This is a genomic window from Streptomyces sp. NPDC037389 (genome assembly GCF_040636475.1).
Classification (GTDB): Bacteria; Actinomycetota; Actinomycetes; order Streptomycetales; family Streptomycetaceae; genus Streptomyces; species Streptomyces hesseae.
Genome location: NZ_JBEZUS010000012.1, coordinates 59,210 through 79,612 on the forward strand (window position 1 = coordinate 59,210; position 20,403 = coordinate 79,612).

Below are 20,403 nucleotides of genomic sequence, written 5' to 3' on the forward strand. Positions count from 1 at the left end.
CAGGAGGGGGCAGGGGAGCATGCGCACTGGTGCGAAGATCGGCATAGGCGTCGCCGCAGCGGCGGTCGTGGGGGCGACCGGGCTGGGCGCCTACAACCTCGTCGACGCCGTCACAGGCGGCGGCGCGGGCGGACTGAGAGCGGAGGCCGCCCCGGCCCGCACCGGGCCACCGACGTCCGACGAGACCGAGAAGACCGCGCGCGACTTCCTCGGCGCCTGGGCCGCCGGGGACACCGGCAAGGCCGCCGGCCTCACCGACAACGTCCAGGCGGCGACCACCGCCCTGACCGCCTTCCGGGACGCCGCGCACGTACAGAAGGTGACGTTCAAGCAGGGCGCGGCCGTCGGCACGAAGGTGCCCTTCTCCGTCAGCGCCGAGGTCGTCCTCGACAAGCAGCGCACCACCTGGGCCTACGACTCCTCGCTCGACGTCGTCCGCGGCGCGGAGGGCGGCCGCGCCAAGGTCGGCTGGCAGCCGACCGTCGTCCACCCCGAGCTCACCGCCGGCCGGACGCTGCGCACCGGCGCCACCGAGGAGCCCAAGGTCGTCGCCGTCGGCCGGGGCGGCGTCGAACTGGACCCCGGCAAGGACCACCCGTCCCTGGCGTCCGTCCTGCCCGAGCTGCGCAAGAAGTACGGCGAGAAGGCGGGCGGCGAGCCCGCCGTCGCGGTCCGGCTCGAAGGGCCCGCGGGTACGGCGCCCAAGAACCTCCACGTCGTCTCCGAGGGCAAGCCCGGCAAGCTGCGGACCACCATCGACGCGGGCCTCCAGCGAGCCGCCGAGGCCGCGGTGAACAGGTACAGCGACGCCTCCGTGGTCGCCGTGAAGGCGAGCACCGGCGAGATCCTCGCCGTCGCCAACTCCAAGAAGGGCGGATTCAACGCCGCGCTGGGCGGCACGACCGCGCCCGGCTCCACGATGAAGATCATGACGTCCGCGCTGCTGCTGGAACAGGGCAAGGCCGCGCCCGCCAAGTCCGTGCCGTGCCCGAAGAACGCCACGTACGGCATGACCTTCCACAACGTCGAGAACAGCGAGAACCCCCGGGCCACCTTCGCCCAGGACTTCGCCGCGTCCTGCAACACCGCCTTCATCTCCTTCGCCGGGCAGCTCTCCGACGGCGCCCTCGCCGCCGAGGCCCGCGACGTCTTCGGGATCGGGCTGGACTGGAAGGCCGGCGTCGCGACCTTCGACGGCCGGGTGCCCACCGACGGCGGTGCGGGCAAGGCCGCCTCGCTCATCGGGCAGGGCCGGGTGCAGATGAGCCCCCTCAACATGGCGTCGATCGCGGCGACCGTCCGCGAGGGATCGTTCCACCAGCCGTACTTCGTGGACCCGTCCCTGGACGGCCGTCAACTCGCCAAGGCCGCCCGCCCGCTGGCGCCTTCCGCCGCCAACGACCTGCGCTCGATGATGCGGCTCACCGCCGTCTCCGGCACGGGCGCCAGGGCGATGGCCGGCCTCGGCGGCGAGATCGGTGCCAAGACGGGCTCGGCGGAGGTCGACGGCCAGTCCGCGCCCAACGGCTGGTTCGCCGCGTACCGCAACGACGTGGCGGCGGCCGCCGTCGTCCCGCAGGGCGGGCACGGCGGCGACTCGGCCGGCCCGGTCGTCGCGGCGGTGCTGAGCGCGGACCCCAGGCCCGGGGCCGATGTGACGGGGTGACGTGACGGGGTGACGTGACGGGGTGACGTGACGGGACGACGGGGTGACGGGCTGTCCGGGTGACGGAAACGACATCGCGGGCCCCCACCGGCGCCGCTAGCGTCGGGTGTCATGAGCATTCCGTGCCGCATACCTGACCGCCGGGCCGGGGGTGGTGGCGCATGACGCCGCTCGTCGCCATCGCCGTCCTCATCGCCGCCGTCACCCACGCCAGTTGGAACGCCATCGCCCACGGCATCAGGGACCAGCTACTCGCCTTCACCCTCGTGGGCGGCGGCGGGGCGCTCTGCGGGGCGGCGCTGCTGCCGTTCGTACCGACGCCCGCCGCCGGGGCCTGGCCGTACCTGCTGGCCTCGGCCGTCCTCCACACGGTCTACCAGTTCCTGCTCATGCGGTCGTTCACCCTCGGCGACTTCGGCCAGATGTACCCGATCGCCCGCGGCACCGCCCCGCTGGCGGTCACCGGCCTCGCGGCGCTCTTCGCCCACGAGGTCGCCGACGGCCGTCAGCTCGCGGGCGTCGCCGTCGCCTCCGCCGGGCTGACCGGCCTCGCCCTCTGGGGCATCCGCGGCTCGGGCGCCCGGCCCCGGTGGGCGGCGATCGGGGCGGCCGTCGCCACGGGGCTCGCCATCGCCGCGTACACGGTCGTCGACGGCCTGGGCGTACGGGCCTCGGGCTCGTCGCTCGGCTACATCTCCTGGCTGATGATCCTGGAGGGGCTGGTGATCCCCGCCTGGGCGGTGGCCGCCCGGCGCGGCGCCCTGCTCGCCCAGATCCGCCCCTTCGCCGTTCGCGGGCTGCTCGGCGGACTGCTGTCCGTCTTCGCGTACGGGCTGGTGCTGTGGGCGCAGACGCGGGCGCCCCTCGCCCCGGTCGCGGCGCTGCGCGAGTCGTCGATCATCGTGGGCGCGGCGATCGGCACGGTCGTGATGAAGGAACGGTTCGGGGCGCCGAGGATCGCGGCGGCGGGGCTGATGGTCGTCGGGATCGGGCTGATGCTGCACGCCAGCTGATGCCGCACGCCAGCTGATGCCGCACGCCAGCCGATGCGGGGTGCCGATGCCGCGCACAGGGAGACGCGCCGCCGGGCGGGTGAGGTGCGGACACCTCGGCGGCCGGTTCCGGTATCCCTGCCCCATGCGCAACCGCATTCGCATCCGCATCCGCGTCGTCCGTGACAGCGTCGCCGCCGGGGCCCTCGCCTGCCTGGCCACGGCCGCCCCCGTGGCCGCCGCCCCCGTGACGGCCGCGCCCGCCCCCCGGTCCACGGGCTCCATGACCATCGACCCCACCGCCACCCTCGCCCCCGACGGAACCCTCACCATGAGCGGCAGCTACCGCTGCACCGTCGTCGAGCACACCGGCACGGTCTTCGTCGCCAGCAACGTCCTCCAGAACCGCCGGACCGAGGGCGTCGGCGGCAGCAAGGCCGTCTGCGACGGCACCCGGCACCGGTGGCGCAACTCGGCCCGCCCCTACGGGGCGTCGCTCCGGCCCGGCCCGGCGCGGGCCGACGGCACGCTCCTCCAGATGAGCTCCGACCGGGGTGGGATCCCGCTGCCGCGGTTCCTGGCCATCGCCCACGAGCGGGACATCACGCTCGTGCCGACCCGCCGCGGCTGAGGCCCGAGGACCCCGGCGTCCGGAGGGGCGCCGCCGCGAGCTGCGAGGATGGGAGCGTGACTGGAACTCTCGTACTCGCAGGAACCCCCATCGGCGACGTCGCCGACGCGCCCCCGCGGCTGGCCGCCGAGCTCGGCACCGCCGAGGTGATCGCCGCCGAGGACACCCGCCGGCTGCGCCGGCTGACCCAGGCGCTGGGGGTGCAGACCACCGGCCGGGTGGTCTCCTACTTCGAGGGCAACGAGTCCGCCCGGACGCCCGAGCTGGTCGAGGCCCTCGTGGGCGGGGCGCGGGTGCTGCTGGTCACCGACGCGGGGATGCCGTCCGTGTCCGACCCCGGCTACCGGCTCGTCGCGGCCGCCGTGGAGAAGGGCGTCAAGGTCACGGCCGTGCCGGGCCCCTCGGCGGTGCTCACCGCGCTGGCGGTCTCGGGCCTGCCCGTGGACCGGTTCTGCTTCGAGGGCTTCCTGCCCCGCAAGGCCGGCGAGCGGCTGGGCCGGCTGCGCGAGGTGGCCGACGAGCGCCGCACGCTCGTCTACTTCGAGGCCCCCCACCGCCTGGACGCCACGCTCGCCGCGATGGCCGAGGCCTTCGGCGCGGACCGCCGCGCCGCCGTGTGCCGGGAGCTGACGAAGACCTACGAGGAGGTCAAGCGCGGCCCCCTGGAGGAGCTGGCGGCCTGGGCGGCCGAGGGCGTCCGGGGCGAGATCACGATCGTCGTCGAAGGGGCCCCCGAGCGCGGGCCCGAGACCCTGGACGCCGCCGAACTCGTCCGGCGCGTACGCGTCCGGGAGGAAGCGGGCGAACGCCGCAAGGAGGCCATCGTGGCCGTGGCGGCGGAGACGGGCCTACCCAAGAGAGATGTGTTCGATGCGGTCGTAGCGGCAAAAAATGCCGCACAGCGGGATTGACAGTAAGGTAAAGGGCTAACCTGAAAAGCAAAGCCCTGGCATGGCAGCCAACGCTTTCGGGCATGGAGCCGCCAAGTTTGTCCCAATTCGTGGGTCAGGCTGCTGCGCCGTCGCCGGGATGGGCGTTCCCTTGTGGTGGGACGTCCGGTCCCGGAGAGACTTGTCCGACGGACAAGAGGAGCTGCCATGAGCGAGACCGCAGGAGCTTCGAACGGAGCCCAGCGCGCGACCCGCACGGTGACGGAGCAGACCGCCGCCGCGTTCGAGCCGGCCCACGAGTCCTACTCCTTCGTCTGCATGCGATGCGGGAGCGGCTGGGAGCAGTCGTACGAGATAAGGCACCACGTGGACGCGAAGGGCCTGCCCTTCGTCACCTACTACGCGGACGGCGAGCGCGTGCCGTCTCCGCTGACCCGCCCGACCTGCGTCAACTGCGGTGCGCACACGGTGCGCATCATGCGGTCCGGGCAGGTGTCCGTGGTCGCCGACGCCCTGCATCTGGCCGAGCGCACGGCCGTCCCGGCGACCCTCCAGTCGGCCGCCGGACCGCTCCATGACGGTGGCACCCACAGCACCCACGAGCGCCGTGAGGGCCACCACTGGCACCTCTCCGATCTGCTGCGGCCCTTCCACCGGAAGTGAGCCCGACGGGGTGAGCCCGGCCGCGGGGGACCGCCCTCCCTAGAATCGCGGTCATGGCGGCAACGACATCGAACGACAGCACGAGCAACGGTCCGGTCGGCGGCGAGCGGAAGAAGAACGACAAGGACGTCCCTCCGCCGCTCCCGGCACCGTTGGCCGTGCCCGTCGCCGACTCGCACACCCACCTCGACATGCTCCCCCGGCTACCGCTGGGAGGTGCCCCCACCGGCACGGTCGAGGACGCGCTGGCCAAGGCCGCTTCCGTCGGGGTCGCCACGGTGATCCAGGTGGGCTGCGACCTGGCCGGGTCGCGCTGGGCGGCCGAGACGGCCGCCGCGTACGAGCCCGTCTGGGCCACGGTGGCACTGCACCCGAACGAGGCGCCCCGCATCGTCCTCGGCGACCCCGACGGCTGGTCGCGGCAGGGCGCCCGCGAGCCCGGCGGCATGGCCGCCCTGGACGCCGCGCTCGAGGAGATCGACCGCCTCGCCGCCCTGCCCCAGGTACGCGGGGTGGGGGAGACGGGACTGGACTACTTCCGTACCGGACCCGAGGGCATGGCCGCCCAGGAGTACTCCTTCCGGCGCCATATCGATATCGCCAAGCGGCAGGGCAAGGCCCTGGTCATCCATGACCGCGACGCCCACGACGACGTGCTGCGCGTCCTGGCCGAGGAGGGCGCTCCCGAGCGGGTGGTCTTCCACTGCTACTCCGGTGACGCCGCCATGGCGAAGGTCTGCGCCGAGGCGGGCTACTACATGTCCTTCGCCGGCAACGTCACCTTCAAGAACGCCCAGCACCTGCGCGACGCCCTGGCCGTCGCCCCCCTCGACCTGATCCTCGTCGAGACCGACGCGCCCTTCCTGACCCCGGCCCCGTATCGCGGACGGCCCAACGCGCCCTACCTCATTCCGGTCACATTGCGCGCGATGGCCGAAGTGAAGGACATCGGCGAGGACGCCCTGGCCACGGCGGTAGCGGCCAATACCGCACGCGTCTTCGGATACTGACGCCGGTTTTCGCGACACCGTGTGACGATACGACTTTGGTGGGTGATGGTCGCTCCGCTACAGTCCCGGGCCTAGCCGGACCAGTGGAGTGTCGTGAGTCATGCACCGGGCAGCCCCCACGCTGCACCCCGCGCCGCGACGGGAACCCCGTCGTACGACCCGTACGCGCCCCGCGAGCCGTACGGGGCGCCGCCGCCCGAGTCGTACGGGTCGCTGTACGAGCCGTACGGGAACGATGGGAGCCATGGGAACCATGGGGCGTTCGCGCCCCTGGAGCCGTTCGAGGCGTACGAGCCCTACGACCCCTACCGGCCGCCGCATGAGCCGCACGGCCTGTCCGACGCGCCTTCGCAGGAGCGGTACGGGACGTACGGCCCGTACGGGGGCCACGAGGGCTACGAGGGCTACGAGGCGTACGAGCCGTTCGGGCAACCACAGCTCCCCCGGCAGGCGACCCCGCCGAGCGGCCGGGGCTCCGGGGGCCATGGCCCCGGGGTCTACGGGGATCTCGGGATCTACGGAAGCCCTGGGCCCCAGGGCGGCCCCGGCGCCGTGGCCCCCGTCGCCGACAGCCTCCCCGTGGCGGGCCCGCCCGTGGCCGGGCCCGGCCCGGACGTCGGCGCGGGCCCCGGCCGCGACACCGGTGCCGCCCCCATCCCCGGCCAGGGCCACGGCTCCGGCCCCGGAGCCCCCGGTGGCCGGGCAGCCTCGCGGCGGGCGGCGGCCGCGGGCGGTGGCCGTAAGCGCTCGGCGCGGAGCGCCGCCCCCCGGCCCGGGGCGGAGGCGGGCACCCAGCCCCAGTCCCCGCCCCGAACCCGTTCGGCGCCCCGCGAGCGGGCCGCCGAGCCGCTGCGGCGGCTGCTGCCGCAGGCGCTCGTCGTGGCCTTCCTGGCCGGCGGGACGTCGGCCTTCATCGCCGGCGACAAGGCCGTCCAGCTCAGCGTCGACGGCAAGCCCCGCACCCTCCACACCTTCGCCGGCGACGTCGACGAGCTGCTGGCCGACGAGGGCATGGCCGTCGGCGAGCACGACATCGTCGCCCCCGGACGCCACCACGACCTGGCTTCCGGCGACCGCGTCATCGTCCGCTACGGACGGCCCGTCTCCCTCACCCTCGACGGGGAGCGCCGCCAGGTGTGGACGACCGCCCGCACCGTCGACGGCGCCCTGCGCCAGCTCGGCGTCCGGGCCGAGGGCGCGTACCTGTCCGCGTCCCGCTCCGCGCCCATCGGGCGCAAGGGCCTGGACCTGGACGTCCGTACCGAACGCACCGTCACCTTCATGGCCGACGGGCGCGAGCGCACCGTCCGCACCAACGCCGCGACCGTCCGCGAGGCCATCGAGCAGGCCGGCATCGGGCTGCGCGGCGAGGACACCACCTCCGTGGACCCCGAGAGCTTCCCCCGCGAGGGTCAGACGATCTCCGTCATGCGGATCTCCGCCGACGAGGAGACCAGGGAGGAGCCCATCGACTTCTCCACCGAGCGCCACGAGGACCCCTCGCTCTACAAGGGCACCGAGGTCGTCTCCCAGCGCGGCGAGAAGGGCGTCGAGCGCGTCACGTACTCCCTGCGGACCGTCAACGGCGTCAAGCAGAAGCCCAAGAAGATCCGCTCCGAGGTCGTCCGGCCGCCCCGCACCGAGGTCGTCAAGGTGGGGACCAAGGCCCGGCCCACCACCGTGCAGGGCGCGGAGGGGCTCAACTGGAACGGGCTCGCGCAGTGCGAGGCGGGCGGGCGGCCGGACGCCGTCGACCCGTCGGGCACCTACGGCGGGCTCTACCAGTTCGACACCCACACCTGGCAGTCCCTCGGCGGCGCCGGCCGCCCCCAGGACGCCCCGTCGGAGGAGCAGACCATGCGGGCCAAGAAGCTGTACGTCAGCCGGGGGGCGAGCCCGTGGCCCGTGTGCGGCCGTAAACTTCACGGGTGAGCTCCAGCCCCAGCACAGACGAATCCGGCGAGTCCGGTGCCCTGCTCGGCCCGTCCGACATCCGCGAACTGGCCGCCGCCCTCGGGGTCCGCCCCACCAAACAGCGCGGCCAGAACTTCGTGATCGACGCCAATACGGTCCGGCGGATCGTGCGGACCGCCGAGGTGCGGCCCGACGATGTCGTCGTCGAGGTCGGACCGGGCCTCGGGTCGCTGACCCTCGCCCTGCTGGAGGCGGCCGACCGGGTCACCGCGGTCGAGATCGACGACGTGCTGGCCGCAGCGCTCCCGGGCACGATCGCCGAGCGACTGCCCGGGCGCGCCGACCGCTTCGCGCTCGTGCACAGCGACGCCATGCACGTCACCGAGCTGCCCGGCCCGGCGCCCACCGCGCTCGTGGCCAACCTGCCGTACAACGTCGCCGTGCCCGTGCTGCTGCACATGCTGGACCGGTTCCCCAGCATCGAGCGCACCCTGGTCATGGTCCAGGCCGAGGTCGCCGACCGGCTCGCCGCCAAGCCGGGCAACAAGGTCTACGGCGTCCCGTCCGTGAAGGCCAACTGGTACGCGGAGGTCAAGCGCGCCGGCGCCATCGGCCGCAATGTCTTCTGGCCCGCGCCGAACGTCGACTCCGGCCTCGTCTCGCTGGTCCGGCGCACCGAGCCGATCAAGACGACCGCCACCAAGGCCGAGGTCTTCGCCGTCGTCGACGCCGCCTTCGCCCAGCGCCGCAAGACGCTGCGCGCCGCGCTGGCGGGCTGGGCGGGCTCGGCGGCCGCCGCCGAGGCCGCGCTGGTCGCCGCCGGGATCTCCCCGCAGGCCCGCGGCGAGGCGCTGACCGTGTACGAGTTCGCCGCCATCGCCGAACAGAAGGGCGCCGCGCAGTGACCGTCTCCGTCACGGTTCGCGTCCCCGCGAAGGTCAACGTCCAGCTCGGCGTGGGCCCGCTGCGGCCCGACGGCTTCCACGACCTGGCGAACGTCTTCCTGGCCGTCGGGCTGTACGACGAGGTCACCGTCCGCCCCGCCGACGAGCTGCGCGTCACCTGCTCCGGCCCGGACGCCGCCCAGGTCCCCCTGGACCGCACCAACCTGGCCGCCCGGGCGGCGCTCGCCCTCGCGGCCCGCCACGGCCGGGACGGAGGCGTCCACATCCACATCGACAAGGACATCCCCGTCGCGGGCGGCATGGCCGGCGGCAGCGCGGACGGCGCGGGCGCCCTCCTCGCCTGCGACGCCCTGTGGGGCACCGGCGCCTCCCGCGAAGAGCTCCTGGAGATCTGCGCGGAGCTCGGCAGCGACGTGCCCTTCAGCCTCGTCGGCGGCGTGGCACTCGGCCGCGGCCGGGGCGAGCTGCTGACGCCGCTGGAGGCGGGCGGCTCCTTCTCCTGGGTGTTCGCGGTCGCCGACGGCGGCCTGTCCACGCCCGCCGTCTACGCCGAGTGCGACCGGCTGCGCGGCACCACGCCCGTACCCGACCCGGAGCCTTCGGCCGCCCTGCTGGCCGCCCTGCGCGCCGGCGACGCGGCGGCGCTGGCGGCCGCCGTGAGCAACGACCTCCAGTCGGCCGCCGTCTCCCTGCGCCCGTCGCTCGCCGCGACGCTGGCGGCGGGCGAGGAGGCCGGGGCACTGGCCGCCATGGTGTCCGGCTCCGGCCCGACGACGGCGTTCCTGACCGCCGACGCGGCCGGCGCGGAGAAGGTCGCGGACGCGCTCCGCTCCTCCGGCACGTGCCGCGCGGTACGGGTGGCGGCGGGCCCGGTGCCGGGCGCGACCGTGGTGGCGCGCGGGGCGTAGCGGGACGGCGGCGGCCGCCGCGCCTGGCGCAACGCCGGCGGCGACGGCCACGGCGGCTGGCCCGCCTTCGGACGGATCACCACGGGCCTCGGCAACGGCAGCGGCGGCCGTATCCGCGTCTGACCCCGGGGCCCCGGGCCTGGGTCCGGGGCCCCGCTCCCGGCGTGGGATCCTGGGAGGAGTCCCACGAATCAAGGAGCGGCAGCGGCATGGCAGCCAACCTGGTCAATCTGGAAGCCGTCGACAAGGTGTACGGCACGCGTGCGCTGCTCGACGGCATCTCCCTCGGGGTCAACGAGGGCGACCGGATCGGCGTCGTCGGCCGCAACGGTGACGGCAAAACCACGCTCATCCGCATCCTCGCCAAGCTGGAGGAGGCCGACAAGGGCCGTGTGACCCACGCCGGTCACGTGCGCATGGCCGTCCTCACCCAGCACGACTCCCTGGACCCGGCCGCAACCGTCAGGCACGAGGTCCTCGGGGACATGGCCGACCACGAGTGGGCCGGCAACGCCAAGATCCGCGACGTGCTCACCGGCCTCTTCGGCGGCCTGGACCTGCCGGCCTTCCCGCAGGGCCTGGAGACCGTCATCGGCCCGCTCTCCGGTGGCGAGCGCCGCCGCATCGCGCTGGCCAAGCTGCTGATCTCCGAGCAGGACCTGATCGTCCTGGACGAGCCCACCAACCACCTCGACGTCGAGGGCATCTCCTGGCTGGCCGGCCACCTCCAGGCCCGCCGCTCGGCGCTGGTGTGCGTCACCCACGACCGCTGGTTCCTCGACCAGGTCTGCACCCGCATGTGGGACGTCCAGCGAGGCGCCGTCCACGAGTACGAGGGCGGCTACAGCGACTACGTCTTCGCACGCGCCGAGCGGGAGCGGATCGCCGCCACCGAGGAGGCCAAGCGGCAGAACCTGATGCGCAAGGAGCTCGCCTGGCTGCGGCGCGGCGCCCCCGCCCGCACCAGCAAGCCGCGCTTCCGTATCGAGGCCGCCAACGAGCTGATCGCGGACGTGCCGCCGCCGCGCGACACCTCCGAGCTGATGAAGTTCGCCAGCTCGCGGCTGGGCAGGACCGTCTTCGACCTGGAGAACGTGACCGTCCAGGCCGGCCCCAAGTCGCTCATCGAGCACCTCACCTGGCAGCTGGGCCCCGGCGACCGCGTCGGCCTCGTCGGCGTCAACGGCGCCGGCAAGACCTCGCTGCTGCGCACCCTCGCCGAGGCGGCCCGCACCGAGGGCGAGAAGCAGCCGGCGGCCGGCAAGGTCGTCGTCGGCAAGACCGTCAAGCTCGCCTACCTCTCCCAGGAGGTCGCCGAACTCGACCCCGCCATCCGGGTCCTGGAGGCCGTCCAGCAGATCCGCGACCGGGTCGACCTCGGCAAGGGCCGGGAGATGACGGCCGGACAGCTCTGCGAGAAGTTCGGCTTCACCAAGGAGAAGCAGTGGACCCCCGTCGGCGACCTCTCCGGCGGTGAGCGCCGCCGGCTCCAGATCCTGCGCCTGCTGATGGACGAGCCCAACGTCCTCTTCCTCGACGAGCCCACCAACGACCTCGACATCGAGACCCTCACCCAGCTCGAGGACCTCCTCGACGGCTGGCCCGGCTCGATGATCGTCATCAGCCACGACCGGTACTTCGTCGAGCGCACCACCGACCGCGTCTTCGCGCTGCTCGGCGACCGGGCGCTGCGGATGCTGCCGCGCGGCCTCGACGAGTACCTGGAGCGCCGTCAGCGCGTCATCGAGGCCGCCGCGCCGGCCGCCCCCGCCGCGCCCGCCGCCGTCAAGGCGAAGCCCGCCGCCGACGCCCGCGCGGCGAAGAAGGAGCTCCAGAAGATCGAGCGCCGCCTGGACCGCATCAGCGAGCAGGAGACCAAGCTCCACGCGCGGATCGCCGAGCAGGCGACCGACTTCGAGGCCGTGGCCAAGCTCGACGCCGAACTGCGGGAACTGGCCGGTGAGCGCGACGAGCTGGAGCTGCGCTGGCTCGAACTGGCCGAGGACGCCTGACGGGTCGCAAGGCGACGTAAGGCGTCATCAGGCGCAACAGTCTCGTTACGGGCCGGTCTCAGGTGGTGGATACATCCGAGATCGGCCCTTGGCGTGTCTGCGCCGGGTGGTACAAAGAACACCCGCTCGCCTGCCGCACACTGGCGGGATTCATGCGGTGCAGCAAGCCCCGGACCGCGCGTAAAGAGGAAAGCTGATGTCACAGCCGCCGCAGCCACCCCAGCCACCGCAGGGACCGCCGGGCGGAGGCTTCGGCGCACCGCAGGACCCCCGGGGCGGCTTCGGCGCCCCGCAGCCGCCGCAGGGCCCGCCCCCGGGCACGGCCCCGCAGGCCCCGCCGCCCACCATGGTCAGCCCGCCCGTGCCCCTGCCCCCGCCCTCCGGCGCTCCCCGGCCGCCGCAGCCGGGCGCGGCCCCGCAGGTCCCGCCCCAGGCACCGCCGCCCACCATGCTGAGCACGCCCGCGGTCCCGCCGCCGGGCGCCCCGCAGAACCCGCCGCCCGGTGCCCCCGCGGCCCCGCCCGCCCCGGGCCCGGTCCCGCAGGCCCCGCCGCCCGGCGGCTACGGCTACCCGGGCGCGCCCGGCGCTCCCGCGGCTCCCCCCGCTCCCGGTTATGGCTACCCCGGCCCGGCCGGTGCCCCCGGCGGCTACGGCTACCCGGGCGCTCCCGGTGCCCCCGGCCAGCCGCAGTTCGGCGGGTACGGCCCCACCGCGCAGTTCCCCGCCGGCGCGCCCACCGGTGCCCCTGGCGGCAACGGGCCCAAGAAGCGCATGGCGATCATCGCCGGCGCGGTGGCCGCGGTGCTGGTCGTCGCCGGTGGCGGCATCTGGTTCGCCACCAAGGGCGGCGGTGACGACGACAAGAAGACCGAGGCGGGTTCGAGCGCCGGTACCCAGGGCGGCCAGCCCCAGGGCGGCGGCCAGGCCCCCAGGACCATCGACGGCAAGCTGCTCTTCACCGTCGACCAGCCCAAGGTCGACGACCTCGTCAGCGTCAAGGGCCTGTGGGCGACGGACAAGGTCTTCGCCAAGGCCGACGTCTACAAGATCGTCGGCTATGGCCTCTCCGGCGGCAAGCAGTGGGAGGTCCCGCTCGACGGCGAGATCTGCTGGTCGTCCCAGCGGACCACGGCCGACGGCAAGACGGCCCTGGTCGTCAAGGACGGCAAGGCCAACAACGCCCAGTGCACCCAGGTCGTCGCCCTCGACCTGAACAACGGCAAGAAGCTCTGGCAGAAATCGGCCAAGAGCGGCGACCAGGACGTCCGCTTCGACGAGGCCACCATCGGCGGCGGCACCGTCGCCGCGGGCGGTACGTCGGGCGGCGCCGCCTGGTCGCTGGACGGCGGCAAGGAGCTGTGGAAGCCCAAGCCGGGCGACGACTGCCGGGACGACGGCTACGGCGGCGGCTCCAAGCTCGTCGCGGTCCGCCGCTGCGGCGACTACTCGCGCCCGCAGATGCAGGTGGAGACCCTCGACCCGGCGTCGGGCGCGCGCAAGTCGGTCTACAAGGTCCCCGCCGGCCTCCAGTACGTCCACGTCGCGTCCACCGACCCGCTGGTCATCGCGGTCGACGCGGGTGGCTCCAAGGGCAGTGGCGCCTCCGACTTCCTGGCGATCGACGACAGCGCCGCGGAGGGCAAGCTGCGCTCCAAGATCTCCACGGGCAACGGCGGGTTCACGCCGAAGTGCCCGTCGACCGACGTCGAGGGCTGCACAAGGCTCGCCGTCACCAAGGACACCCTCTACCTGCCCTCCGAGGAGCACTCCAGCGGCAACGCCCAGCAGGTCGGCCGCGTCAACGAGATCGTCGGCTTCGACCTGGCCACCGGTCAGTCCAGGGGCAAGGCGGACGGTGTCCCGGGATCCACTCTGACCCCGCTGGGCGTCGACAAGGACGGCTACCCCATCGGCTACCAGGACCCGACCTACAAGGCGGGCGGCCAGGTGGTCCGGATCGATCCGAAGTCGTTCAAGACCGATGTCCTGCTGAAGAATCCGGCCTCGTCGGCGCAGAGTGAGCGCATGCTCTCGCCGACCATCCAGCCGACCCTCTGGTCCCAGGGCCGGCTGTACCTGGGCGGCAGTTACGCCAACAAGCCCAGCTCGGTGAGTTTCGGTAAGCAGTATCTGGTGATGATTTTCGGCGGTAGTTGATACTGATCGATTGACGAGCACTCCAGCCGTATCCCTGCCCACCGCGTGTGCATGCCTGAACGATCCGTTTCAGTCGCGAAGTACACGTGATTGGCAGGGATTTCGGCATTCCGGGGGACTTCTCACCGGTAAGGGGCGCGGAACGTCGAACAAGCGTGTAGCTTCCCGGGCAAGAGGGTGCCGGGGAGACGTACGCGAGCGGCAGTGGGCGGCAGCGGACGACAGGGGGGAAGCTCAATGGGCGTGCGGCTCATGGTGGTGGACGACCATCGTCTGCTGGCCGAGGCCCTCGCCTCGGCACTGAAGTTGCGCGGGCACCGCGTGCTGGCCGCGGCCGCGCCCAGCGCCGGCGCGGCCGACCTGGTCATCAGCCGCGCCCCCGAGGTGTGCCTGCTGGGCACGGCGTCCCCGGCCGAGCCGGGCGCCTTCGACCCGGTCGTCCGGATCAAACGGGAGCGCCCCCAGGTCGCCGTCGTCGTGCTCGGCCCCGTGCCGAGCCCGCTGGGCATCGCGGCCGCCTTCGCCGCCGGAGCCTCCGGCTACGTCCGGCACAACGAGCGCATCGAAGGCGTCGAGCGGGCGATGATGAAGGCCCGCGCGGGCGAGGCCGCCGTGGAGCCCCAGCTGCTCCAGGGCGCCTTCACCGAGCTGCTCAACCCCGCCACCCAGCCCGACGACGAGGGCGCCCGGCTGCTCCAGCTGCTCACCCCGCGCGAGGTCGAGGTCCTGGTGCGGGTCGCCGAGGGCGAGGACACCCGGCTGATCGCCGCCGGCATGGGGATAGCGCCCAGCACGGCCCGCACCCACGTCCAGCGCGTCCTGATGAAGCTCGGGGTGGGCTCGCGGCTGGAGGCGGCCGCCCTGGCCGCCCGTACGGGCCTGCTGGACCGCGCCACGGGCAGTTCCGCGACCGCCCCCGCGCCGGTGGTCAGTCCTCCCCGTCCGCCGGGGCCTCCCCGGGGGGTGCCGGGTCAGCAGGGCGGCGGCTGAGCCACAGGAAGAGGCCGCCGAGCGCGAGCATGCCGAGACCGGCCCAGAGATTGACGTTCACGCCCTGGGCCTTGCGCAGGTCCGCGTCGGAGGCGGCCAGCCCGGCGGCGGTGAGCAGCAGCCCGTAGACGGCGAACAGGCCGCCGATGACCCGCCGTATGTCGAAGGCGCTCTTCACGGTGTTCTCCTCCGGTGAGCAGGGTCCTACAGCGAGAAGGGGACGTAGCAGAGGGCTGCCAGGAGCACGGCGCCCCAGCCGAGCGGTGCGGGCCTGCGGTACCAGGCGGTCCCGCCCTCGACCGGCGCGGCGGCCGTCCCGTACACCAGCCCCGTCAGCGCCCCGGCGGGCCTCGGCTCGGTGACGAGCGAGACCACGAGCATCACCGCGGCCGCGACGGCGAACGCCACGATGGACGAGACGAAGTTGGCGCCCTGGTCAGTGGGGATGCCGATGACGCCCCGCCGGTACAGCCAGAAGTAGTTGACCATCGCGGCCGCCGTGCCCGACAGCAGCCCCCAGAAGCCCGCCGCGGCCGTGGCCCGCTTCCAGAACATCCCGATGACGAAGACCGCGAAGAGCGGCACGTTGAAGAACGAGAACAGCGTCTGGAGATAGTTCATGATGTTGGAGAAGGACGAGGCGATGAACGCCGTGCCCATGCCCGCGAGCACCCCGACCGCCGTCACCGCGCGGCCGGTGGCCAGGTAGTACGCGTCGGGGCGGCCCGGCCGTACGTACGCCCGCCAGATGTCGCTGGTGAAGACCGTGTTGAAGGACGACACATTGGCGGCCATGCCCGCCATGAACGCCGCGAGCAGGCCCGTCACCGCGACGCCCAGCATGCCGTTGGGCAGCAGGTCGCGCATCAGCACGGGGATCGCGTCGTTGTAGCTCAGCCCGCTGCCGGCTCGGCCCAGGGACGGCTCCAGCACCAGGGCGATCAGCCCCGGCACGACCACCACCAGCGGGACCAGCAGCTTCGGGAAGGCCGCGATCAGCGGCGTCCGGCGCGCCGCGCCCAGGTCCTTCGCGGAGAGCGCCCGCTGCACCTCGGCGAAGTTCGTCGTCCAGTAGCCGAAGCTCATCACGAAGCCCAGACCGAGCACGATGGTCAGCCAGTTGGCGCCCAGCGGATTGGCGTGGCCGACGCCCGTACCGCCCCAGGCGCTCAGGAAGTCCTTTCCGTGCGCGGCGGAGACCGCGTCCCACAGCCCGCCCGGGCCGCCCACGCGCTTGAGGCCGACGACCGTCAGGGGCACCAGCGCCGCCAGGATCACAAAGAACTGGAGGACCTCGTTGTAGACCGCCGAGGTCAGCCCGCCGAGCGTGATGTACGCCAGGACGAAGAGGCCCGCGACGATGATCGCGACCCCCTGCGGCCAGCCGAGCAGCGCCCGCAGCACGAGCGCCAGCGCGTAGAGGTTGACGCCCGCGATCAGCACCGACGACACCGCGAAGATCACGGAGGAGAGCAGATGCGAGGCGGGCCCGAACCGCCTCAGCAGGAACTCGGGCACCGAGCCGACCTTCGACCCGTAGTAGAACGGCATCATCACCAGCCCCAGGAAGACCATGGCCGGTATCGCCCCGATCCAGTACCAGTGCACGGTGTACACGCCGTACTGCGCGCCGTTGGCGGCCATGCCCAGGATCTCGGTGGCGCCGAGGTTGGCGGCGACGAAGGCGAGCCCGGTGATCCAGGCGGGCAGGGACCGGCCGGAGAGGAAGAAGTCCAGGCTGGTGCGGACCGAACGGCGCGCTGCGACGCCGATGCCCAGGACCACGGCGAAGTAGATCGCCAGGATGGCGTAGTCGAGCCCGTTGACGGGGAGCCGCAGACTCTCGGCCGAATAGCGCATGCTTCACCTTTCGGTCGCTCGGGCGCTGTTGACCGTGCTGTCGGGTCATGATTCCTTGTGTTCGGTTATGTGTGAAGGTGTGTGAGGAGAGGTCGTATGAAGAAGACGGCGGCCCGGCTCGCCGACGGCCGCGAACTGCTCTACTTCGACTCGCGCGACGACGCCGTGCGCGACACCGCCGACCGGCGCCCGCTCCAACCCCCGTCAGCGGCAAGTGAGATCCGCTACGACCCGCTCGTCGGCGACGGCGTCGCCATCGCCGCCCAGCGCCAGGACCGGCCCCTCCACCCTGCCGCCGACTCCTGCCCGCTGTGCCCCTCGCGCGACGGCCGGCACACCGAAATCCCCGCCCCCGCCTACGAGGTGGCCGTCTTCGAGAACCGCTTCCCCGCCCTCTCCGGCGACAACGGCCGCTGCGAGGTCGTCTGCTTCACCGACGACCACGACACCTCCTTCGCCGCCCTCGACGACGACCGCGCCGCGCTCGTCCTCGCCGCCTGGACCGACCGCACCGCCGAACTCGCCCTGCTCCCCGCCGTCGAGCAGGTCTACTGCTTCGAGAACCGCGGCCACGAGATCGGCGTCACCCTCGGCCACCCCCACGGCCAGATCTACGCCTATCCCTTCGTCACCCCGCGCACCGCGCGCATGCTCGACTCCGCCGCCGCCCACCGCGAGCGCACGGGCGGCCGGAACCTCTTCGACGACGTCGTCGCCGACGAGCTGGCCGACGGCCGCCGGATCGTCCTCGACGGCGAGCACTGGCTGGCCTTCGTGCCCTACGCCGCCCGCTGGCCGTACGAGATCCGGCTCCACCCGCGCCGCCGGGTGCCCGACCTGCCCTCCCTCGACGACGCGGCGCGCGCCGAGTTCCCCCGGGTCTATCTGGAGCTCCTGCGGCGCTTCGACCGGATCTTCGGCCCCGGCCTGCCGCCGACGCCGTATGTCTCCGGCTGGCACCAGGCGCCCTTCCGGCACCCCCACAGGAATGAATTCGCGCTCCACCTCGAGCTCTTCACCAGCCGCCGGGCTCCCGGAAAGCTGAAGTTCGTCGCCGGTTCGGAGGCAGGCATGAACGTGTTCATCAACGACGTGCGGCCGGAGGCCGCGGCCGGACGGCTACGGGAGGTAGCGAGCGCATGAACAGCGGAGGCGGCGGAACGTACCTGGTCACGGGCGGTGCCGGCTATGTCGGCAGTGTCGTGGCCGCGCACCTGCTGGCCGCCGGGCACGAGGTGACCGTCCTCGACGACCTCTCCACCGGCCACCGCGACGCCGTCCCCGAGGGGGCCCGCTTCATCGAGGGCCGGGTCCAGGACGCGGCCCGCGAGCTGGTCGCCGGCCATGACGCCGTGCTCCACTTCGCCGCGTTCTCGCAGGTGGGGGAGTCCGTGACCCGCCCGGACGCGTACTGGCGCAACAACGTCGGCGGCACGCTCGAACTGCTCACCGCCATGCGGGACGCGGGCGTGCGCACCCTCGTCTTCTCCTCCACCGCCGCCACCTACGGCGAACCGGCCACCGTCCCGGTCACCGAGGACGCCCCCACCGCCCCCACCAACCCCTACGGCGCCACCAAGCTCGCCGTCGACCACATGATCGCCGGGGAGTCCGCGGCCCACGGCCTGGCCGCCGTCTCCCTGCGCTACTTCAACGTGGCGGGGGCGTACGGGCGCCACGGCGAGCGGCACGCGCCCGAGTCCCATCTGATCCCGCTCGTCCTCCAGGTGGCGCTCGGGGAGCGCGAGGCGGTCTCCGTCCACGGCGAGGACTACCCGACCCCCGACGGGACGTGCGTCCGCGACTACATCCACGTCGCCGACCTCGCCGACGCCCACCTCCTGGCCCTCGGCGCCGCCCGCCCCGGCGAGCACCTGATCTGCAACCTCGGCAACGGGCGCGGCTTCTCCGTCCGCGAGGTCGTCGAGACCGTCCGCAAGGTCACCGGGCACCCCGTCCCGGAGCTCCCCGGCCCGCGCCGGACGGGCGACCCCGCCGTGCTCGTCGCCTCCGCCGAACGCGCGCACCGGCTGCTCGGCTGGCGACCGCGCCGCCCGGAGCTGGCCGCGATCGTCGAGGACGCCTGGGACTTCGCGCGGCACGGCGCGGCCCGGGAGCGCGCTTGAGCGCCGGGCGGGAGGCTTCAGGGCCGTCGGCGGCCGCCTTTCGCGTCGTGCACGGCACCGGCTGCGAGGGCGTGTGGGCGGCGCCCGGCCGGGTGAACCTCATCGGCGAGTACACCGACTTCAACGACGGCTTCGTGATGCCGCTCGCCCTGCCCCGGGTCACCCGGGTGGCGGCCCGCGCCCGCGCCGACGGGCGGCTGCGGCTGCACTCGGCGGACATGCCGGGCGGCGTCGTGACCGTGGCGCCGGACGAGCTGCGGCCCGGCGCCGTCCGGGGCTGGGTGGCGTACCCGGCGGGCGTCCTGTGGGCGCTGCGCGAGGCGGGCCACGCCGTGGCGGGCGCGGACCTCCATGTGGAGAGCGAGGTGCCGGTGGGGTCGGGGCTCTCGTCCTCCGCCGCCCTGGAGATCGCCACCGCGCTCGCCCTCGACGGGCTGTACGGGCTCGGGCTCGCCCGCCCGGAGCTGGCCCGGCTGGCGCGGCGGGCCGAGAACGCCTTCGCCGGCGTCCCCTGCGGGATCATGGACCAGACCGCCTCGGCGTGCTGCGCGGCCGGCCACGTCCTCCACCTCGACACCCGCGATCTCACCCGGCGGCACATCCCCTTCGACCCGGCGGCGCACGGCCTGCGCCTGTTGGTCGTCGATACCCGCGTCAAACACGACCTGGGGGAGGGCGAATACGCGCGGCGGCGCGCGGGGTGCGAGGCGGCAGCGCGCGCACTGGGGGTGCGCGCCCTGCGAGATGTCCTGTACGAGGAACTCGACGACGCGGTGGGGGAGTTGCGGACCGTGGACGGTGCGGGCGCGCTGGTGCGGCACGTCGTCTCCGAGAACGAGCGGGTACGGGCCGTGGCCGCGCTGCTCGACGCGGGCGACCCGCGGGCCGTCGGCCCGCTGCTGACGGCCGGGCACGCATCCCTGCGGGACGACTTCGCGGTCTCCTGCCCGGAGCTGGACCTGGTGGTCGCCGCGGCGAACGGGGCGGGCGCGCTGGGCGCGCGGATGACGGGCGGCGGCTTCGGCGGCTCGGCCCTCGTCCTCACGGACGAGGCGACGGCCGGCGCGGTGGAACGGGCCGTGACGGAGGCCTTCGCCGCCGCCGGGTACGCCCCGCCGCGCGTCTTCACGGCGACGGCGGGTGAAGGCGCCCGGCGCGAGCTCTAGGCCCCGGAGACGGGCGGGAACCGCTTGATCAGCAGGTGGTTCGTCATTCCCGGCGGATAGTCCTCGACCGCCGCCACCTCCTCGTAGCCCACCTTCCGGTAGAAGCCCGGCGCCTGGAAGTCCCACGTCTCCACCTGGCTGCCCACCGCACCGTGCTCCTCGCGCGCCACGTCCTCCGCGCGTGCCATCAGCGCGGAGCCGAGCCCCTCGCCGCGGTGGCGCCCGTCCACCCAGAGGAGGTCGACGTGGAGCCAGCCCCACTGGACGTGCCCGACGAGCCCGCCCGCCGGCTCGCCGTCCGGGCCGGTCGCGTACACCTCCACGGGGACGCTGCGCTCGACGGATGTTCCCCGCAACGCCCGCATGACGGACGAACGTTCGGTATTGGTCGCGCGGAGTCGCGCGAGGACCACATCACGTCGTTCCGAGTCGTTCACCGCCTCAATACTGAACATAAAGCTCACGATAAACACCCGGGTCAAGCAGTTTTGCCAATCGGCTTCCGTCGCCGG

General features: G+C 73.5%; 18 protein-coding genes. 15 read left to right on the forward strand and 3 right to left on the reverse strand.

The genetic code is table 11. The annotated features are described in order from the left end of the window. Nucleotides 1–19: 19 nt before the first annotated feature. The 12 genes from AB0E98_RS25310 to AB0E98_RS25365 all read left to right on the forward strand — a co-directional run bounded on the left by AB0E98_RS25310 (nucleotide 20) and on the right by AB0E98_RS25365 (nucleotide 14,739). Complete coding sequence (locus AB0E98_RS25310; protein ID WP_361706588.1) at nucleotides 20–1,666, forward strand: penicillin-binding transpeptidase domain-containing protein; 1,647 nt, start codon at nucleotides 20–22, stop codon at nucleotides 1,664–1,666. Between the two features lie 161 nt (nucleotides 1,667–1,827). Next, a complete protein-coding gene (locus AB0E98_RS25315) occupies nucleotides 1,828–2,679 on the forward strand; it encodes a DMT family transporter (RefSeq protein ID WP_361706590.1) in 852 nt (283 codons plus the stop codon). A gap of 124 nt (nucleotides 2,680–2,803) precedes the next feature. After that, nucleotides 2,804–3,289 (forward strand): DUF6299 family protein, encoded by a 486-nt coding sequence (locus AB0E98_RS25320; RefSeq protein ID WP_361706591.1) that lies wholly within the window; start codon nucleotides 2,804–2,806, stop codon nucleotides 3,287–3,289. Between the two features lie 56 nt (nucleotides 3,290–3,345). After that, on the forward strand, nucleotides 3,346–4,200 hold the full coding sequence (rsmI, locus tag AB0E98_RS25325) for a 16S rRNA (cytidine(1402)-2'-O)-methyltransferase (protein WP_361706592.1): 855 nt from the start codon (nucleotides 3,346–3,348) through the stop codon (nucleotides 4,198–4,200). Between the two features lie 186 nt (nucleotides 4,201–4,386). Then, nucleotides 4,387–4,842 (forward strand): hypothetical protein, encoded by a 456-nt coding sequence (locus AB0E98_RS25330; RefSeq protein ID WP_361706595.1) that lies wholly within the window; start codon nucleotides 4,387–4,389, stop codon nucleotides 4,840–4,842. Nucleotides 4,843–4,895: 53 nt separating this feature from the next. After that, a complete protein-coding gene (locus AB0E98_RS25335) occupies nucleotides 4,896–5,852 on the forward strand; it encodes a TatD family hydrolase (protein ID WP_361706598.1) in 957 nt (318 codons plus the stop codon). A gap of 513 nt (nucleotides 5,853–6,365) precedes the next feature. After that, on the forward strand, nucleotides 6,366–7,784 hold the full coding sequence (locus tag AB0E98_RS25340; protein WP_361706856.1) for a ubiquitin-like domain-containing protein: 1,419 nt from the start codon (nucleotides 6,366–6,368) through the stop codon (nucleotides 7,782–7,784). Continuing rightward, on the forward strand, nucleotides 7,781–8,671 hold the full coding sequence (gene rsmA / locus AB0E98_RS25345; RefSeq protein ID WP_361706600.1) for a 16S rRNA (adenine(1518)-N(6)/adenine(1519)-N(6))-dimethyltransferase RsmA: 891 nt from the start codon (nucleotides 7,781–7,783) through the stop codon (nucleotides 8,669–8,671). Before AB0E98_RS25340 ends, rsmA begins: the two co-directional genes overlap by 4 nt. After that, entirely contained in the window at nucleotides 8,668–9,579 is a 912-nt protein-coding gene (locus AB0E98_RS25350) for a 4-(cytidine 5'-diphospho)-2-C-methyl-D-erythritol kinase (RefSeq protein ID WP_361706602.1), read from the forward strand. The genes rsmA and AB0E98_RS25350 overlap by 4 nt, the downstream gene beginning before the upstream one ends. Before the next feature lie 209 nt (nucleotides 9,580–9,788). Then, nucleotides 9,789–11,591, forward strand: coding sequence for an ABC-F family ATP-binding cassette domain-containing protein (locus tag AB0E98_RS25355; RefSeq protein ID WP_361706604.1), 1,803 nt, complete (start codon nucleotides 9,789–9,791; stop codon nucleotides 11,589–11,591). A gap of 196 nt (nucleotides 11,592–11,787) precedes the next feature. Next, entirely contained in the window at nucleotides 11,788–13,749 is a 1,962-nt protein-coding gene (locus tag AB0E98_RS25360) for a PQQ-binding-like beta-propeller repeat protein (protein WP_361706605.1), read from the forward strand. A 237-nt stretch (nucleotides 13,750–13,986) separates the two neighbouring features. Then, complete coding sequence (locus AB0E98_RS25365) at nucleotides 13,987–14,739, forward strand: LuxR C-terminal-related transcriptional regulator (protein WP_361706607.1); 753 nt, start codon at nucleotides 13,987–13,989, stop codon at nucleotides 14,737–14,739. On the opposite strand, the gene AB0E98_RS25370 is transcribed toward AB0E98_RS25365, so the two are convergent. Continuing rightward, a complete protein-coding gene (locus AB0E98_RS25370; protein WP_311608631.1) occupies nucleotides 14,678–14,917 on the reverse strand; it encodes a hypothetical protein in 240 nt (79 codons plus the stop codon). The genes AB0E98_RS25365 and AB0E98_RS25370 overlap by 62 nt on opposite strands. Before the next feature lie 26 nt (nucleotides 14,918–14,943). After that, the gene (locus AB0E98_RS25375) at nucleotides 14,944–16,599 is read right to left on the reverse strand and encodes a sodium:solute symporter family protein (protein ID WP_361706609.1); all 1,656 of its coding nucleotides are present in this window, start codon (nucleotides 16,597–16,599) and stop codon (nucleotides 14,944–14,946) included. Between the two features lie 96 nt (nucleotides 16,600–16,695). On the opposite strand from AB0E98_RS25375, the gene galT reads away from it, so the two are divergent. The 3 genes from galT to galK are packed head-to-tail and all read left to right on the forward strand — an operon-like array spanning nucleotide 16,696 to nucleotide 19,891. Further along, on the forward strand, nucleotides 16,696–17,742 hold the full coding sequence (galT, locus tag AB0E98_RS25380) for a galactose-1-phosphate uridylyltransferase (RefSeq protein WP_361706612.1): 1,047 nt from the start codon (nucleotides 16,696–16,698) through the stop codon (nucleotides 17,740–17,742). Further along, complete coding sequence (galE, locus tag AB0E98_RS25385; protein ID WP_361706614.1) at nucleotides 17,739–18,725, forward strand: UDP-glucose 4-epimerase GalE; 987 nt, start codon at nucleotides 17,739–17,741, stop codon at nucleotides 18,723–18,725. The genes galT and galE overlap by 4 nt, the downstream gene beginning before the upstream one ends. After that, nucleotides 18,722–19,891 carry a galactokinase gene (gene galK, locus AB0E98_RS25390; RefSeq protein WP_361706615.1) on the forward strand — a complete coding sequence of 390 codons (1,170 nt, stop codon included), beginning with the start codon at nucleotides 18,722–18,724 and terminating at the stop codon, nucleotides 19,889–19,891. The genes galE and galK overlap by 4 nt, the downstream gene beginning before the upstream one ends. Here galK and AB0E98_RS25395 read toward each other — a convergent pair. Beyond that, a complete protein-coding gene (locus tag AB0E98_RS25395; RefSeq protein WP_361706618.1) occupies nucleotides 19,888–20,346 on the reverse strand; it encodes a GNAT family N-acetyltransferase in 459 nt (152 codons plus the stop codon). The two genes, galK and AB0E98_RS25395, sit on opposite strands and share 4 nt — an antisense overlap. Between the last annotated feature and the right edge of the window lie 57 nt (nucleotides 20,347–20,403).

What these genes read in the sequence shown, in the direction of transcription:
- AB0E98_RS25320 (WP_361706591.1), top strand. Translation starts at nt 2,804, where the DNA reads ATGCGCAACCGCATTCGCATCCGCATCCGCGTCGTCCGTGACAGCGTC.
- AB0E98_RS25310 (WP_361706588.1), top strand. Translation starts at nt 20, where the DNA reads ATGCGCACTGGTGCGAAGATCGGCATAGGCGTCGCCGCAGCGGCGGTC.
- AB0E98_RS25395 (WP_361706618.1), bottom strand. Translation starts at nt 20,346, where the DNA reads ATGTTCAGTATTGAGGCGGTGAACGACTCGGAACGACGTGATGTGGTC.
- AB0E98_RS25355 (WP_361706604.1), top strand. Translation starts at nt 9,789, where the DNA reads ATGGCAGCCAACCTGGTCAATCTGGAAGCCGTCGACAAGGTGTACGGC.
- AB0E98_RS25375 (WP_361706609.1), bottom strand. Translation starts at nt 16,599, where the DNA reads ATGCGCTATTCGGCCGAGAGTCTGCGGCTCCCCGTCAACGGGCTCGAC.
- AB0E98_RS25335 (WP_361706598.1), top strand. Translation starts at nt 4,896, where the DNA reads ATGGCGGCAACGACATCGAACGACAGCACGAGCAACGGTCCGGTCGGC.
- galT (WP_361706612.1), top strand. Translation starts at nt 16,696, where the DNA reads ATGAAGAAGACGGCGGCCCGGCTCGCCGACGGCCGCGAACTGCTCTAC.
- AB0E98_RS25360 (WP_361706605.1), top strand. Translation starts at nt 11,788, where the DNA reads ATGTCACAGCCGCCGCAGCCACCCCAGCCACCGCAGGGACCGCCGGGC.
- AB0E98_RS25330 (WP_361706595.1), top strand. Translation starts at nt 4,387, where the DNA reads ATGAGCGAGACCGCAGGAGCTTCGAACGGAGCCCAGCGCGCGACCCGC.
- galE (WP_361706614.1), top strand. Translation starts at nt 17,739, where the DNA reads ATGAACAGCGGAGGCGGCGGAACGTACCTGGTCACGGGCGGTGCCGGC.
- AB0E98_RS25365 (WP_361706607.1), top strand. Translation starts at nt 13,987, where the DNA reads ATGGGCGTGCGGCTCATGGTGGTGGACGACCATCGTCTGCTGGCCGAG.
- AB0E98_RS25315 (WP_361706590.1), top strand. Translation starts at nt 1,828, where the DNA reads ATGACGCCGCTCGTCGCCATCGCCGTCCTCATCGCCGCCGTCACCCAC.